This is a genomic window from Acidiluteibacter sp., from assembly GCF_055129545.1.
Map to the genome: position 1 here is coordinate 97567 of NZ_JBSRUB010000013.1, position 16427 is coordinate 113993.

Consider the following 16427-nt stretch of genomic DNA (forward strand, 5'->3'; position numbering starts at 1 on the left):
TATTAAAACTAAACTCCGTAGGAGTGATATGATTCTAGTCAATACAAAATTGGAAACATTGAACTTCTTGCTTCTAATATCTAACAGCGAAGCGGTTTCCTATCATTTTTTACCACAAAGGCACAGAGTTCACAAAGGTTTCACAAAGTATTATAGAAAAAACTCTGAATCTTAAAGCTATAGTATCTAACTTCTTGCTTCTAACATCTAACAGCGAAGCGGTCTAATTTTATTTTTTATCACAAAGCCATGCCTGCGGCAGGCAGGAGCACTAAGATTTTCGCAAAGAGCACAAAGCCAAATTAACTGAATTTTAAATTGACTTATTATTACATTGATCAATTGGTATATTATATCCTAGGTTTCTTATACAGCGGCACAGTGCTACAAGGCTCACCGTACATAATGGTCTTAGCGTAAGGCAATAGTTTGTTTGTTAATGTTACATAAGCAGATTCAGGAACTGCTTTATCGCCACAACCTTTAATCACTATTCGAACATCTTCATACTGAGAAAAATCAATTTTATTGAGCTGCTCTTCGTACAAAACTTGATTCATCGTTTCAAGTGAGCCAAAAAATACGCGTTTGGCATAAGGCTGTATTGCTATCGATAAAAGCATATACGCCCAAGTTGGGATAATGGCGTCTACCGAGCAGTGAATCGCCACTAGTTGATCGTTGTAAACCGACCAATCATTGGTTTTAATAAATTCTCGAAAGTCTTTTTCTTTTAGTGCAATTTCTTGCCACAGGTTTTGTTTGATATCATAGGCCACACGCTCACCTTCCACATAGTATTCTTCTAGGTCGAGGGTGATAATTCCGCTTTTCGCGACTCTATTGATAATCTCTTCTGCCATAATTTTATAAGAATCCCAATTCTAATTTTGCTTCTTCGCTCATCATTTCTTTGCCCCAAGTTGGCTCCCAAACGATGGTTACTTTTGAACTCTTCACTGACCATAAATCGCCAGTTTTTTGTTCTACTTCATTTGGCATTGATTCCGCAACAGGACAGTTAGGAGAAGTCAACGTCATGTCAATATTTACATTGAATTCTGCATCTACTTTCACTTCGTAGATCAAACCTAACTCATAAATATTTACAGGAATTTCAGGGTCATAGATGGTGCTTAACACTTCTATAACTTGATCTTCCACTTGTTTTGGAGTAATGTCCGTTTTATTCTTTTCCATCTTAGTTGGTCGTTTTTGCTTTATATGCTAGGGCAAATAATTTCATTTTCTTCACCATACTTACCAATCCGTTGGATCGAGTGGGTGATAAGTGTTCTTTTAATCCGATTTGATCGATAAAAAACAATTCGTTATCCAAGATTTCATCGGGCGTTTGATCAGAAACTACTCGAATCAACAAGGCAATGATTCCTTTTGTAATAATGGCATCGCTGTCTGCGGTAAACACTATTTTACCATCTACCAATTGCCCATCTAACCATACTTGGCTCTGACATCCTTTGATGATGTTATCTTCCGTTTTTTTGGTTTGATCAATTATTGGTAATTCCTTACCTAAGCTGATGATATACTCGTATTTATCCATCCAATCCGAAAAGATAGAGAATTCATCAATTATTTCGTCTTGTCGTTCTTTAATCGTCATTATCGTAACATTTTGATGGCTCTATTCAGCGCCACTATCATTTTGTCTACTTCTTCTTTGGTATTGTAAATCGCAAAAGATGCGCGTATCGTTCCCGGAATTTTAAACCAATCCATCAATGGCTGAGTACAATGGTGTCCTGTTCTTACCGCAATTCCCATTTGATCCAAGATTACACCAACATCAAATGGATGTGTTCCGTCTACTAAAAAGGAAATCACACTTGCTTTGTTTGCTGCTTCTCCAATAATTCGAAGCCCTTCGATTTTCTTTAATTCTGCAGTTGCGTAGGTTAATAACTCCGTTTCATGCTGGTGAATGGCTTCCCAATCCAACTCATTTAGAAAGTCAAACGTAGCGCTTAATGCAACTCCTGCAGCTATGTTTGGGGTACCTGCTTCAAATTTGTGTGGCAACTCATTGTAGGTTGTTTTTTCAAACGTCACCGTTTTAATCATATCGCCACCACCTTGGTAAGGAGGCATTTTATTCAATAAATGTTCTTTTCCGTAAAGCATTCCAATTCCGGTAGGACCAAACATTTTATGCGCTGAAAACACAAAAAAGTCACAGTCCCAAGCTTGCACATCTATTTTCATATGCGGCACGGATTGCGCGCCGTCAACCATCACTAGCACATCATTGGCATGTGCAAAATCAATAATTTCTTTTACTGGATTGATGGTTCCTAAGGCGTTAGAAATATGAACGATTGCTATCAATTTGGTTTTTTCATTCACCATTGATTTCAATTCATCCACCAACAATTCGCCTTTTTCGTTAATCGGAGCGATGCGCAATTTTGCTTTCCGCTCATCGCAAATCATCTGCCACGGCACAATGTTCGAGTGGTGTTCCATGGTGGAGATAATCACTTCATCGCCTTCATTTAAAAAGGTTCTTCCAAAAGATCCTGCCAATAAATTGATGCTGTCAGTCGTTCCTTTGGTGAAAATGATTTCCTCGCTTTTAGCGGCATTGAAATAAGCTTGTGCTTTCGTTCTTGCTGCTTCAAATGCAGTCGTTGCTTCTTGACTTAACGAATGCACTCCACGATGGATATTCGCGTTCTGGAAGCTATAATAGTTGTTTAACGCATCAATCATTACTTGCGGTTTCTGCGCAGTAGCTCCATTGTCAAAATAAACCAATGGCTGCCCATTTACCTTTCTTTCAAGGATAGGAAACTGACTTCGTAATGCTTCGATGTTAAAACTCATCTTTATTTTTTTAAACCGTTCTCGATTTTTTCTTCCAATATCTGGCGGAATGATTCGATTCCTACATGTTGTAACACATCAGCGGCAAAAGCGTTCAATAATAATCGAATGGCGCTGTCTTCTGATAAGCCTCTAGCTCTTAAATAAAATATTGCCTCTTCGTCCAATTGCCCAACAGTAGAACCGTGACTACATTTTACATCATCAGCGTAGATCTCCAACTCAGGCTTAGAGTTAATCGTTGCATCATCAGAAAGTAAAACGTTGTTGTTCGCTTGGAAAGCATTGGTTTTCTGCGCATCTCTGTGCACCATCACTTTGCCGTTAAACACTGCAGTGGCTTTATCCTCAATAACTCCTCTGTATAATTCATGCGATTCACAATGAGGAACCAAATGATCCACTCTTGTGTGATTGTCTACCAATTGCTTTTCTTTAGGAAGGTAAAATCCATTTAAAGAAGTATATCCATTCTCTCCCGCTACAGCGATATTTAAGTTATTTCTAACAATATCACCGTTGAATGTAAAAGTATTGATGGTAAAGTTTCCGCTTTTCTCTTGTTGCACTTGATCAGTCGCAATATGAAAAGAAGAACCGTTTTCTTCTTGTAATTTATTAAACTCTAAGTAAGAATTCTCAGCAGCAAAACATTCGTTTACTGCATTCGTAAATGACTTTCCACTATTCAAGTTGTGGTAGCTTGTCACTACTTTCCCCTCGCTAAAAGCTTCTCCGATAATTAAGTTTCTTGGGTTGGTGATGATTTGATCACCTTCCACTAAATTCAAAATGTGAATCGGGTGATCAGCTTTTTGTTTTTTCGCAAAATGAACAAATGCGCCATCTTGATGAAAAGCCGTGTTGATATTGGCAAAAATTTCATCTGCAACGATGTGCTTTGAAAAGTGAGCATCAAAAATGGCTGCATGCTTTTCTTTAGCTTCCGACAATGCACAAGCGATAACGCCTTCTTGAGCAGTGATCGTTGATAGATCAGCGCGGTAAAATCCATTGACAAATACCAATACATTTTTCTCCAACCCTTCTATTAGAAAAGGAGTGATATCGATGCTTGCAGTGCTTTCTGTTATTCTATATTCCGCTTTTACGATGCGGTTGATTCTCGTATATTTCCAATATTCACTTTTCGACGTAGGAAATTCCAATCCTTCGATTCTTTTAGTCGCTTCATCTCTGGCTGCTTTTGAAGCCTCCGTGTCAAAATGAAAATCCTGTACACCAAAAGTCGATAGAAATTGATCCTTTACGTTCATAGTTGCTATTTCGCTCATTGTTTACTATTTGAGTGGTGTAGATTAGGCTTCTATTGCTTGGTCTTTTTTCAACCAATCGTATCCTTTTTCTTCTAGCTCTAATGCTAATTCTTTTGGTCCAGATTTGATGATTTTTCCGTTGTACAATACATGCACAAAATCAGGAACGATATGGTCCAACAAACGCTGGTAGTGAGTAATTACAATACTCGCATTGTTTGCAGTTTTTAATTTGTTTACGCCATTTGCAACGATACGCAATGCATCGATATCCAAACCAGAATCTGTTTCATCTAGGATAGACAATTTCGGATCCAACATGGCCATTTGAAAAATCTCATTTCGCTTTTTCTCACCGCCAGAAAAACCTTCGTTTACCGAACGAGAAGCCAAAGAGCCATCCAATTCAACTAAAGCAGATTTTTCTTTTACACGAGTCAAGAATTCTTTCGCTGGCATTGGGTCTTGACCTCTGTATTTTCTGACTTCGTTAATCGCTGTTTTCAAGAAATTGATATTGCTTACACCAGGAATCTCTACAGGATACTGAAATGCTAAGAAAATACCTTCTCTAGCTCTATCTTCTGCGCCCAATTCCAATAAATCCTTCCCTTCAAAAGTGACTGAACCTTCAGTAATCTCGTATTCTTCTCTTCCTGCCAATACAGAAGCCAACGTACTTTTTCCGGATCCATTGGGACCCATAATTGCGTGAACTTCACCTGGCTTAACTTCTAAGTTAATCCCTTTTAAAATTGGCTGACCATCAATCGATGCGTGTAAGTTTTCTATCTTAATCATTGTGTTTCTTTTTCTATAATATACCTCCTCTTTCGAGGAAAAATAAAGTCTTTTAAATTTATCCTACTGATCCTTCTAAGCTGATTTCTAGCAATTTTTGCGCTTCTACTGCAAATTCCATTGGCAATTGATTCAAGATTTCTTTGCAGTATCCATTTACAATTAATCCGATTGCGGTTTGCTCGTCCATTCCTCTTTGCAAGCAATAGAAAATTTGGTCTTCACCAATTTTAGAAGTTGTGGCTTCATGCTCCACTTTTGCCGTTTTATTCCCCACTTCGATATAAGGGAACGTATGCGCGCCACATTTATCACCCATCAATAAAGAATCGCATTGCGTAAAGTTTCTAGCATTGGTAGCTTTCTTGCCAATACTTACTAACCCACGGTAAGAGTTGTTACTCACACCTGCTGAAATTCCTTTTGAGATAATCGTGCTCTTGGTGTTTTTGCCCAAGTGAATCATTTTAGACCCAGTATCTGCTTGTTGGTGATTAGCGGTAACTGCAACTGAATAAAATTCTCCAATGGAGTTATCTCCTTTCAATATACAACCAGGATATTTCCAAGTTACTGCAGAACCAGTTTCAACTTGTGTCCAAGAAATTTTAGCGTTGGTTTCGCACAATCCACGTTTCGTAACGAAGTTGTAAATTCCACCTTTTCCTTCTTTGCTTCCTGGGTACCAGTTTTGAATGGTAGAATATTTAATCTCAGCGTTGTCTAATGCAACTAATTCCACTACAGCGGCATGCAATTGATTTTCATCACGCATAGGAGCCGTACAACCCTCAAGGTAACTTACATAACTCCCTTCATCTGCCACGACTAATGTTCGCTCAAACTGACCAGTATTGGCTTCGTTGATTCGGAAGTAAGTCGATAATTCCATTGGGCATCTTACGCCTTTTGGAATGTAGCAAAATGAGCCATCAGTAAATACTGCTGCGTTTAATGCAGCATAGAAATTATCCGACTTTGGAACTACGGTTCCTAAATATTTGCGCACTAAATCAGGATGCTTTTGCACCGCTTCACTAAACGAACAAAAGATGATACCTAATTCGTATAATTTGTCTTGAAACGTTGTTTTGACAGAAACAGAATCCATCACAATATCAACTGCAACACCCGCTAGCTTTTTCTGCTCATCGATAGAGATTCCTAGCTTTTTGTACATCTCCAATAATTCAGGATCTGCATCATCAAGGCTGTCTAAAACTTTTTTTGGTTTGGGAGCAGAATAATAGTGTAAATCTTGAAAATCAGGTTTTGGATAACTGATGTGTGCCCATTCCGGCTCAGTCATTTCTTGCCATGCTTTCAATGCACTCAATCGATACTCCAATAACCACTCTGGTTCGTTCTTCTTGGTCGAAATCAATCGAATAATATCTTCGTTCAGGCCTTTTGGAGCCTTGTCTGATTCAATATTGGTATAGAATCCGTACTTATACTCGCTGGAGGTAACCTCCGCTAATAATTCATCTTCTGATGCCATAGTTCTTTGTTTATTGTTGAATTAAATAGAAAAGCTTTCGCCACAACCACAAGTACGTGAGGCGTTTGGATTGCTAAAGCTGAACCCTTTACCGTTTAGGCCACCTGAATATTCCAATTCAGTTCCCAATAGGTAAAGCATGCTTTTTTTATCCACAACTACTTTTACTCCATTGTCTTCAAATACTTTATCGTTGTCTGTTAATTCAGAGTCAAAATCTAGATTGTACATTAGGCCTGAGCACCCTCCGCCCTTAACTCCTACGCGTACAAAACTGCCTTCTGGCTTGCCACTTTCGGCGAGCAAAGAAGCTATTCTCTCTCTTGCGTTATCGTTTACTTTTATCATTGCCTTAATATTTGCTGCAAAGTTAGCTATCTTTATTTAGATTTAATCTAAATAGCCCCTTAAATATACCACGAAGAGGGTATATTGAAATTAAGAGTTTTCTATATTGAACACTGGTCTTTTCTTTTGGTTTTGGAACGTTTTGTTTGAAGGTGGAACTTTTATTTGCTAAAAGAAATCCTTTGTTCCCTTCGACACTTTTTTGTGACGAGTACTTCACAAAAGCTCTGGATGCCAAAGGCTTCAGTTGAGCTTGGGTAAAATTGGTGTATTAAAAACCTCCAAGGTTTACTAATCAGCATCTTACTCAACCTTGGTGGTTTGAGCGTGGCCGAGATTGTTCAATTGAATCTTAGATGAGTATCTGATTTTGTTGTCGTTATTTCTTTTTCATCCTGAGCTTTTTGAGTTTACATTGAGTTATGTCGAAATGAAGGGCAGATAAAGAATAACGCTGTAATTAATCTTTCATGGACTAATCACTACGTAAGTCTCTTTGTTGTTTTTGCTAAAAGAAATCCTTTGTTTCCTTCGACACTTTTTTGTGAAGAGTACTTCACAAAAGCTCTGGATGCCAAAGGCTTTAGTAGTTTTAGATAGAATTATTGAATGGAAAACCTCCAAGGTTTACTAATCAGCATCCTACTCAACCATGGAGGTTTGAGCATGGCCGAGATGATAGTTTCCAAAAGCAATAATTTTTCTAAATAGGACATAGTAATTTCGGTATTACTAACTTTGCCCCATGGAATTTGAAGACAATAATAATGAACCAACCCAATTGGGAGAATTGGGAGAGTTTGGTTTAATCAAGCATTTAACACAAAATATAAAATTGCAGCAGCCATCTACGGTATATGGAGTGGGTGATGATGCAGCGATTATACAACCAACCGCAGACCATCAGACTTTAGTAAGTACAGATATGTTGGTGGAAGGTGTGCACTTTGATTTGTTGTACACTCCTTTGAAGCATTTGGGCTATAAAGCTGTGGTGGTCAACCTATCTGATATCTATGCCATGAATGGATTTCCAAAGCAGATCACAGTTTCTTTGGCCGTTTCTAATCGCATGAGTGTAGAAGCATTGGAAGAGTTTTACGAAGGAGTTTTGTTGGCTTGTGATTTCTATGCAGTCGATTTAGTAGGTGGAGATACCACTTCTTCTAATGCCGGTCTGGTGATTAGTATTACCGCAATTGGTGAAGTAGCCAATGGAAAAGCAGTGAAGAGAAACGGTGCTAAAGAGAATGATTTGATTTGTGTTTCTGGTGATTTAGGTGGAGCCTATATGGGCTTGCAATTATTAGAGCGTGAGAAAAGAATTTTTAAAGACAATTCTGAGATTCAGCCTGACTTAGGTGGAAAGGATTACATATTAGAGCGTCAACTTAAACCTGAAGCTCGCCACGATATTATTACGAAATTAAGTGAGTTGGGAATTCATCCTACAGCCATGATGGACATTTCAGATGGCTTGTCTTCAGAAATTTTACACATATGTGAAAGCTCAGAAGTGGGTTGTGCATTGTATGAAGAGAAATTACCAATTGACCCAATGACAGTAACAACTGCGGAGGACTTCAATTTGGACCCAACGGTTTGTGCAATGAATGGTGGAGAAGATTATGAGTTAATCTTCACCGTTCCTATCGAAGATCACGAAAAGATCAGAGGAATGGAAGGGATCTCTGTAATCGGACACATCACAGAAACGAACACCGGAAGGATGTTAATTACAAAAGGTGGAACAGCTCAACCGATTTTGGCTCAAGGTTGGAATCCGATTTTGAATAAGAAAGACGAAGAGTAATTGCAAGATTTTAATAAATAAAAAAGCAGCTTCCGTGAGGGAGCTGCTTTTTTTGGTTTAATTTATTTGAACCTTAATGGTTTGATTTTTTTAGATAAACTGAAGTTTACAGTTAACATTCTTATCAAAACTCTTGTCGAATATAATTATGAATAAAATTGTGGTCTGACTTTATTTTGATTGTATCTCCAACTATTTCGCCTTTGCGAATTATTCTTATCCAACCATCTGTAAACATAGCAGGCTCACCAGGAGTATAATATTCTAATTTTATTCTTGTTTCGTCAAATATCTCAAATTTCCCTTTGTACGCAGAATTTTTAGGATTTTCAAAATCTTCTTTAGCAAGAAGTAGTTTATGAAATATTGTTGTTCGAGTAAAATTTCCAAATGCATCAAACTTTAAACAACGAAATGTTAAACCATAAGAACTTTCTGTTTCTGTATAAACATATACTGCAGAAGTATCTATCAGTTGCATTCCCATTTTATCCAGTTGATAATCTAGTTTAAATTTGGGATTTTCCAAAATCACTTCACCATCAACTCTTTTTATAGGATGTCTTCCGAAACACGAAGTAAAAAAAGTAACTATTAAAAGGGCAAAGGATAGTTGATACTTTGTTGCCATAATGTAAAAGGGTTTTTAGCTTAAGTGAATGAAGTTAAAATTTTTACTAAAACTCTTGTCGAATGTAATTATGAATAAAGTTGTTATCGTTTTTTATTTTGATTGTATCACCAACTATTTCGCCTTTGCGAATTATCCTTACCCATCCACGTATAAATGGATGGGGTATAGGGGAATAATACTCTAACTTTATCCTTGTTTTGTCAAAAATCTCAAACTTTCCTTTATATCCAGAGTTTGGGTTAACTTGAAAGTCTTCTTTGGTAAGGATTAACTTGTGGAATTTTATTTTACGAATAAAATTTCCCAATGCATCAAATTTCAAGCAAGTAAAGGTTAAAGCATAAGAGTTATCAGTATCCGTATATACATAAACCGCTGAAGTATCTATAAGTTGCATTCCTATTTTATCGAGCTGATAATCTAGTTTAAATTTGGGTTTTTCTAAAATCACTTCATCATCCACTCTTTTTACTGGAGATTTTATCAAACAGGAAGTATAAAAAGCAACTAATAAAAGAGCAATAATTAATGGATGTTTTGTTACCATAATGTAAAAGATCAGAAGCTTGTAAGTTTCACAATTTCAAATTAATATTCTGTAAAAACTTTTTGCGGAATTCTAAATTTAACTCAATAAAAAAAGGAGCAAATCTTACTCCTTAAATATTATATACTTTTATTCCTATTCCCCTTCCAAAAATTCATTCAATTCATCGATGGAACTAGAATAGGTAAAAGCATCGTTTACTTTATAGTAATTTCCCTTGTCTGTGGTCTTATCATAAGCAGCTTTAGCAAATTCTACTTTATTGTCTTCAAAACTAAAAAGGCTCATGATTCCGATTACCTGATCAGTAGAGACACAATTGGCACGTAATACTTGTTTCGCTAAAGTCATTTTGTCTTCTGCAAATGATTTACTTCCAATCGACTTCTTCGCACTTGCAAAATCGTTCGTCGACATTGGAGCACAAACTACTTCAAATTCTTCTTCCATTTCTTCAGTTGCAGTGTAAGTGGGATTTATAGCATTTGTAGTTGTTGTGGTCGTTGTAGTAGAAGTAGTGGTAATGCCGGAGACATTCTGCGTAACTCCCACACCTATATTATTCAAGTTGATATTTACATTCATATTTAGGCTCTCACCACTGTTTGTTGTGCCTGTTTGTGAACTGATGGTTTGTGATTCAGTGGTTGTGGTGGTTGAATTAATGGTTCCACTATTTAATGCGGCCTCTTGCTTTTTTGGAGCTGGCATCTCTCCGACAACTGGTGGAGGAAGATATGCTCTTTTTGGAGCATTGGCAATTGTAACGCTGCTAACAGGTCTGATGACGTATGCTCCTTTTTTATTCTTTTTCAATATGGCTGTCATTTCCATATTGGGCTCAATCATCAATCCTTTTTTTATTTCTCCAAGAGCTGCTTCCTTGAAAGTAATTTTGACTTGAACAAAATCGCCTTTAATTCCATCAAATGCTACTTTTGATTCATTGATATTTTGAGCCAGAGAGCCATCTACTGTCATGTTAAAGGCTTCACCATTTTCGGCGAATACGATTAAGTTAGATTGTGCGTAACTGCTTAAATAAAAGAGGGCTGACAAAATGAATAGTGTATTCTTCATAATATAATTTTTGTGGTTTTAATCGATTTTACAAGAGTCATACCAAAGTGAAAGCTAAGATACTCTTTTCTAAAAATAGAAAAGTGGTTCTCCTAATCAATCAAAGTAGGTGCAACAGCATTTTTCTTTTTCAACCTTTTTTTGATGAGCACATTGGCAAACAAGGTAGAAAGAATGATGAGCGCTCCTGCATAAAATCCAGGTGACATTTTTTCATCGGCTCCAAAGATGAAAAAAGCCAATATTATGCCGTAAACAGGCTCCAAATTAATGGTTAAACTAACCGTAAATGGAGTGAGTTCTTTCATCACTTCTACGCTCACTACAAATGCAAATGCGGTGCAGACTACCGCTAGAATTAAAATGTAAAGCCAATCAGAAGAGCTTAATGCCAATTCGCTCATTGGAGGAAACCCTTTGAAGAAAATAAGGTAAGCGGTCACGGCTAAAAAACCTCCACCCAGTTCATACAACGATATTTTTTGAGAATCGTATTGTTTGATTAAAGTGCCATTGATCACAGTAAATGTGGCGGCTAAAGCGGCAGAAATTAATCCTAAAATCAACCCTAATTTATTGTCTAATTCAAATTTGAAAATGAAATACAATCCAACGATGGCTGCCCCACCTAGGATAACTTCATAAAGAAGTAGTTTTCGTTTAAAAATGATTGGTTCTAACAGCGATGTAAACAAAGAGGCAGAAGAAATAGCTGCCAATGTTATCGATACATTCGATTGATTTATGGCTTCAAAAAAGAAAATCCAGTGGGCAGCAATTACGAATCCCGTCAATACTGTTTTCCAAATTCCGCCTTTTTTCATGCGGAGAGTACTTTTATTAAAAGCAATATATCCTGCCAAAATAATGGTTGCAATGCCCATTCTAAACCAAACTAAAAGGTCAGATTCAATAGTGATCAGCTTTCCTAAAATTGCAGTAAAACCAAAGATGAGCACGATTAAGTGCAGCAATAGTATGTTTTTGTATTGAGCTAGTTTGGCTTTCATGGTATTAATAAAACAATGTGTAAATGTAGCAATGGATCAATTTTGAAATTAACCAATTTGGCAATAAATAAATGTAAATTCTTAACAGCTGCTTACTAAAAAACTCTTCTTTGTGACCTTAGTGAAGACCTTTGTGTTCTTAGTGGTTAAACAGTCAGTCAATAATTAATAAGCCAAAATTCAATAAAAAATCTGGTATATTACTTCGAGTGGTACTTTGTGATTCTGCCTGCCTCAGGCATGGCTCTGTGCCTTTGTGGTTAAATTGTCAATAAATGAATCAAATAGGCATTTAAAATTCCTTTTTGCAATCTGTGCCTTTGTGGTTAACTGTTAGACTGTGAGTGGAAATTAACAATTAGACTTGTACGTCAAATTACACAGTTTAAACAACACTCTTGCACCCACATTTTCATTCCAATCGTGATCTTTTGCAGGACTTACCTCACAAAGGTCAAAACCAATAATTTGCTTCTTAGATTCAGCTAATAGGTGAATCAAATGAAACACTTCTTGAAATTGGAAACCACCCGCTACTGGAGTTCCTGTATTTGGGCAAAGAGTAGGATCTAATCCATCGATATCAAAACTGATATATACTTTATCAGGGAGGTTCATGATGATTTCTCTGCATTCATCTTCCCAAGTTTTACCAGAATAGTGTGCCGCTTTTAAGTCCCAATCAAAGAAAGTTTTAATGCGGTTTGGATTGGCTTCGATTAGCTCAATCTCTTCAGGACATATGTCTCGAATTCCAACCTGAACCAATTTCTTTACATTGTCAATCTTTAGTGCATTGTAGAAAATGGAGGCATGAGAAAATTCAAATCCTTCGTACGCTTTTCTTAGGTCAGCATGCGCATCTACTTGCAGAATACCGAACTCGTGCTTTTCTGCTAAAGCTTGTAAATAACCAAAAGGCGTACTGTGATCTCCACCCAATAAACCAACTAATTTTCCTTGGTTCATCCAATGAGTTGTGCGTTCTTTTACCCACGCATTTAGTACTGTGGAAGCTGCATTAATTTTGGCCAAAACGGCCTGCATTTCTTCCGAATCAGAAAGCTGATTTCCTTCTTCTAAGAAAGTAATGTAGCGCTCAGCATCTTTACGCAATAAGGTGCTTTTTTGAGCAATATCATCCGAAATGGATTCCATTGCGATACCATATTTCCATGCATCTTTCAAGTAGGGATCATAAAAATCCAATTGCAAAGAAGCATCTAAAATGGCTTTTGGGCCTTTGGCAGTGCCAGGGCTATAAGAAGTGGTGACATCCCAAGGTATTGGAATAATCACCACTTTAGCATCCTCTAATGAATAGGGAAATCCGAATAGTTTACCATTTTCAACCGCAACACTGTTAGGATTAAAGTCGGCGTATTTTTCTTCCCAATTCATGGTTTTATGAATTTAATTTTCTCTTAATAAATGTCGGTAATGCAAATGCACCAATGTGAATTCCTTCATTGTAGTAATTCAAATTGTGCGTTTCTGAAAATGCTTCAGATTTTGCTGCATCAAAGTTTTTAGTTGGATGTCCGCCACCTTTTATCGCCATTTGGAAACTCCAGATACCAGTAGGGTAAGTAGGAATACTAAATGTAAAACAGTGAACAGTTTCTTTTCCAAAAACATCCTTCAAAGCATGGTTCAATTCAACAAATACTTGCTCGTTGAACATTGGAGATTCTCCTTGCGCAACTAAAATACCTTTGTCGTTCAATGCTTTGTTACAGTCTTGGTAGAATTTGTTAGTAAACAAACCTTCTGCAGGACCAACTGGATCAGAACCGTCAACGATAATTATATCATAAGAACCTGCTTTTGCATCTTCTACGAATTTGATACCATCACCGATGATTAGATCTAATTTTTCATGACCGAAAGCAGAAGATAAATGTGGTAAATGCAATTTAGAAGCTTCAACTACAGCTTCGTCAATTTCTACCATTGTTACTTTTTCTACTGAGCTGTGCTTTAATAATTCACGAACAGTACCACCGTCACCACCACCAATAACTAAAATGTTTTTCGCATTTCCATGCGTCAACATAGCTGGGTGAGCAATCATTTCATGGTAGTGAGCTTCGTCCTTTTCAGTACACATAATCATGTTGTCGATCGTCAACATTTTTCCATAAGCATACGTCTCTAAAACCTTCACTTTTTGGAATTCTGATTCCTTATTGTACAATACTTCTCCTGTGTATCGGATAGACAATGCTTGGTTTTCATCCTTGTCGGTGAACCATACATTTCTAGTATATTTTCCTGGGTTTGGACGATCTTTTGCTTCGCTTCTCATGGTAGACAAGTCGAACTCGATACGCTCTAACTGATCTACAGAACCTCTTCGCATTTCTAATGCTGAATATGAAGTAGCTTCGAAAGCTTTCTTCAAGTAATCAAACGATTTCCATGGGTTTACGTCGTCACCGCAAGTAAATAAATCTACTGCAGCATACTGGTACTCAGGCCATGTATGTATCGCCAAGTGACTTTCTTGGATTACTACTACACCGCTCACACCGTAAGGCGAAAAGTGGTGAAAAGTTGAATTAATTACTGTAGCACCAGCTGTTTCAGCAGCGGTAACCATACCATTTTCAATAGTAGAAACCTGGTTCATTATTTCTGGATTACAACCAAAAAATTCAACCAAGATGTGTCTTCCTAATGCGCTCATTTTAATTTAATTTCTAATGTATATTTAATTGTAAAAAGTCAGCAAAATTAGATTTTTAATCCAATTTGCTTATATTATTTTATTTCGTATAAAATTGGTTTGCTTGGGCTCGCATCATTTTCAAATGGAGCTATTTGCAAGTTTAATAAATAATATCCGTCAGCAACTTCATCTGGTACATAGATGAATTCGGTAATTGTTTTCTGCGTATTTGGTGCTGCTGGGTAGTTCCAAAATAAATGATGAGAAGCCAAAACTCCTTCATCCATTTCTCGGTCTACGGATGGCAAATCTATTAACAAATGTTCAAAACCTTTATTAACGAGAAATTCCATTGCTTCTGCAGCCAAATAAGGTGGATTGGTTGCACTGTAATTTCTATGTCTTTTTTCTAATGAGTTGGGAAAGGTTCGGATGACAATCGATTCTGCAGATTTTCCTTCCAATGCTTTTTCAACAACACTCAACGTAATCACTTCATCTCCATTCGGCCATTTTTCGGGAGTTACACTAATCAATTCGGCTGTAAAAAAGAAAGTTTTTAAAGCATCGTTAACACTGTAAAATTCTTTACTAATGTGGCCAACACATTCGGTGTGGGTGCCGTGTCCATGTGGGTTAAAAAAGATGTTGTTAAAATTCACAGAGCCACCCAAAGCTATACTTCCTGTAAATTGTTCTGTTTGTACTGGTTTAATCACTAATGGGTCTACATACCAGGCAGATGCAGCGTCTTTAGATGCCTTTAGTGGCATAGAGATGTCAATCGGTTTTCCAAGATTGACAGAAAAGGTTTTCCCTTTGTGCGTGATTTCTGCTAACATCCTCTAAAGTTATAAATTTGATTTTAGATGGTGGGGAAAAGGGGTAGAAAAATGCAGTTTGTTTAATTGGGTCTTTATAATAAAAGCTTTTGTGGCATTTTTTAGTAGTAACTAATCACGCGATACAATCGCGCGGGAACGGCGGGATAATCTGGTACATTACCTATTACACTGTTTAGTACCATTTATATCTAGCTCTAACTAACTGATCAACCTTTATCTTCTCCGAAATAGAGAGCTTGTTATTTGTAAGGTTAAATATATGAAACTTCATATATTTAATTGTATCAGGAACGTTTTTTATTTGATTGTTAGACGCATAAAAATTAATTCTAGTTTTGATTTTAAATAGCGAGTTAGGTATCTCAGTAAATTTATTATTACTAATATCCAAAGAATTAAATTTTTCAAGCTTACTAAAGTCTGGCAGTTTTTTGAGACTATTATGCCTTACACTTATAAATTTAAGCTGCTTAATATTCGTTATTTCAACTGGTAATTCTATTATATTGCAACTATCTAAATATATTGATTTAAGTGACTTTAATTTAGATAATCTTTCTATAGCAATAGGAAGTTCAATATTATTTCGACTTAAGGAAATAGTTTCTAAAGAAGAAATCATTTTAATTTCTGAAGGTAAATTTGATATGTTATTCCCGGATAAATAAAGATGTTTAAGGTTTTTTATTTCAGCAAGACCAACAAATAGTTGCTTTAAATTAATTTGGGGGTTATTGTTTAAAATTATAGTTTTTAGACTCCTAATTTGTATTAATGTTTCAATTGTGGACTCTAACTCTAAATCCGGATTATTAGATAAATTAATACTTTCTAGATTAGGGAAGTTTAAAATTTCAGTAGGTAGGACTTTAAAATTTGAAGAACTTAAATCTAATGATTTGACTTTAATATTTGTATCATTTAGCTTGTAAGTATAATAAGGGTTACAAGACATCAATGTCATTAAAGTAAAAAAGCTGCTAAAAATCTTTAGTGATGAGTAATGCATTATAATTAAAGTTTTATTTCTACCTCCCCCCCGTTCCCGCGCGA

At 36.5% G+C, this 16427-nt stretch carries 17 protein-coding genes; 1 reads left to right on the plus strand and 16 read right to left on the minus strand.

Annotated features, from left to right (window positions below):
- Positions 1-350: 350 nt before the first annotated feature.
- Genes ACTB0X_RS06570 through ACTB0X_RS06605 form a run of 8 tightly spaced genes read right to left on the minus strand, consistent with a single transcriptional unit; the run spans position 351 to position 6774 of the window.
- Positions 351-863 carry a DUF2480 family protein gene (locus ACTB0X_RS06570; RefSeq protein ID WP_463024199.1) on the minus strand — a complete coding sequence of 171 codons (513 nt, stop codon included), beginning with the start codon at positions 861-863 and terminating at the stop codon, positions 351-353.
- 4 nt (positions 864-867) lie between these two features.
- Complete coding sequence (locus ACTB0X_RS06575; protein WP_463024200.1) at positions 868-1200, minus strand: iron-sulfur cluster assembly protein; 333 nt, start codon at positions 1198-1200, stop codon at positions 868-870.
- A gap of 1 nt (position 1201) precedes the next feature.
- Positions 1202-1627, minus strand: coding sequence for a SufE family protein (locus ACTB0X_RS06580; protein WP_463024201.1), 426 nt, complete (start codon positions 1625-1627; stop codon positions 1202-1204).
- Positions 1627-2847, minus strand: a complete 1221-nt coding sequence (locus tag ACTB0X_RS06585) for an aminotransferase class V-fold PLP-dependent enzyme (RefSeq protein ID WP_463024202.1) — start codon at positions 2845-2847, stop codon at positions 1627-1629. The genes ACTB0X_RS06580 and ACTB0X_RS06585 overlap by 1 nt, the downstream gene beginning before the upstream one ends.
- A gap of 2 nt (positions 2848-2849) precedes the next feature.
- The gene (gene sufD, locus ACTB0X_RS06590; protein WP_463024203.1) at positions 2850-4142 is read right to left on the minus strand and encodes a Fe-S cluster assembly protein SufD; all 1293 of its coding nucleotides are present in this window, start codon (positions 4140-4142) and stop codon (positions 2850-2852) included.
- Positions 4143-4166: 24 nt separating this feature from the next.
- Positions 4167-4925, minus strand: a complete 759-nt coding sequence (gene sufC / locus ACTB0X_RS06595) for a Fe-S cluster assembly ATPase SufC (protein ID WP_463024204.1) — start codon at positions 4923-4925, stop codon at positions 4167-4169.
- 58 nt (positions 4926-4983) lie between these two features.
- The gene (sufB, locus tag ACTB0X_RS06600; protein ID WP_463024205.1) at positions 4984-6426 is read right to left on the minus strand and encodes a Fe-S cluster assembly protein SufB; all 1443 of its coding nucleotides are present in this window, start codon (positions 6424-6426) and stop codon (positions 4984-4986) included.
- A 21-nt stretch (positions 6427-6447) separates the two neighbouring features.
- Positions 6448-6774: a HesB/IscA family protein gene (locus ACTB0X_RS06605; protein WP_463024206.1), complete on the minus strand. Its 327-nt coding sequence runs from the start codon at positions 6772-6774 to the stop codon at positions 6448-6450.
- A 745-nt stretch (positions 6775-7519) separates the two neighbouring features.
- Here ACTB0X_RS06605 and thiL point away from each other — a divergent pair.
- Complete coding sequence (gene thiL / locus ACTB0X_RS06610) at positions 7520-8587, plus strand: thiamine-phosphate kinase (RefSeq protein ID WP_463024207.1); 1068 nt, start codon at positions 7520-7522, stop codon at positions 8585-8587.
- 124 nt (positions 8588-8711) lie between these two features.
- Here the strand turns inward: thiL and ACTB0X_RS06615 are convergent, their stop codons facing one another.
- The 8 genes from ACTB0X_RS06615 to ACTB0X_RS06650 all read right to left on the minus strand — a co-directional run bounded on the left by ACTB0X_RS06615 (position 8712) and on the right by ACTB0X_RS06650 (position 16383).
- A complete protein-coding gene (locus tag ACTB0X_RS06615; RefSeq protein ID WP_463024208.1) occupies positions 8712-9218 on the minus strand; it encodes a hypothetical protein in 507 nt (168 codons plus the stop codon).
- Positions 9219-9264: 46 nt separating this feature from the next.
- On the minus strand, positions 9265-9768 hold the full coding sequence (locus tag ACTB0X_RS06620; RefSeq protein WP_463024209.1) for a hypothetical protein: 504 nt from the start codon (positions 9766-9768) through the stop codon (positions 9265-9267).
- 135 nt (positions 9769-9903) lie between these two features.
- Positions 9904-10848, minus strand: a complete 945-nt coding sequence (locus ACTB0X_RS06625) for a DUF4476 domain-containing protein (RefSeq protein WP_463024210.1) — start codon at positions 10846-10848, stop codon at positions 9904-9906.
- Between the two features lie 92 nt (positions 10849-10940).
- Complete coding sequence (locus ACTB0X_RS06630; RefSeq protein ID WP_463024211.1) at positions 10941-11858, minus strand: DMT family transporter; 918 nt, start codon at positions 11856-11858, stop codon at positions 10941-10943.
- A gap of 351 nt (positions 11859-12209) precedes the next feature.
- Complete coding sequence (locus tag ACTB0X_RS06635) at positions 12210-13259, minus strand: agmatinase family protein (RefSeq protein WP_463024212.1); 1050 nt, start codon at positions 13257-13259, stop codon at positions 12210-12212.
- A 4-nt stretch (positions 13260-13263) separates the two neighbouring features.
- Positions 13264-14547, minus strand: a complete 1284-nt coding sequence (speE, locus tag ACTB0X_RS06640; protein WP_463024213.1) for a polyamine aminopropyltransferase — start codon at positions 14545-14547, stop codon at positions 13264-13266.
- A gap of 74 nt (positions 14548-14621) precedes the next feature.
- Entirely contained in the window at positions 14622-15371 is a 750-nt protein-coding gene (locus ACTB0X_RS06645; RefSeq protein WP_463024214.1) for a cyclase family protein, read from the minus strand.
- Between the two features lie 175 nt (positions 15372-15546).
- Positions 15547-16383, minus strand: coding sequence for a leucine-rich repeat domain-containing protein (locus ACTB0X_RS06650; protein WP_463024215.1), 837 nt, complete (start codon positions 16381-16383; stop codon positions 15547-15549).
- Positions 16384-16427: the final 44 nt, after the last annotated feature.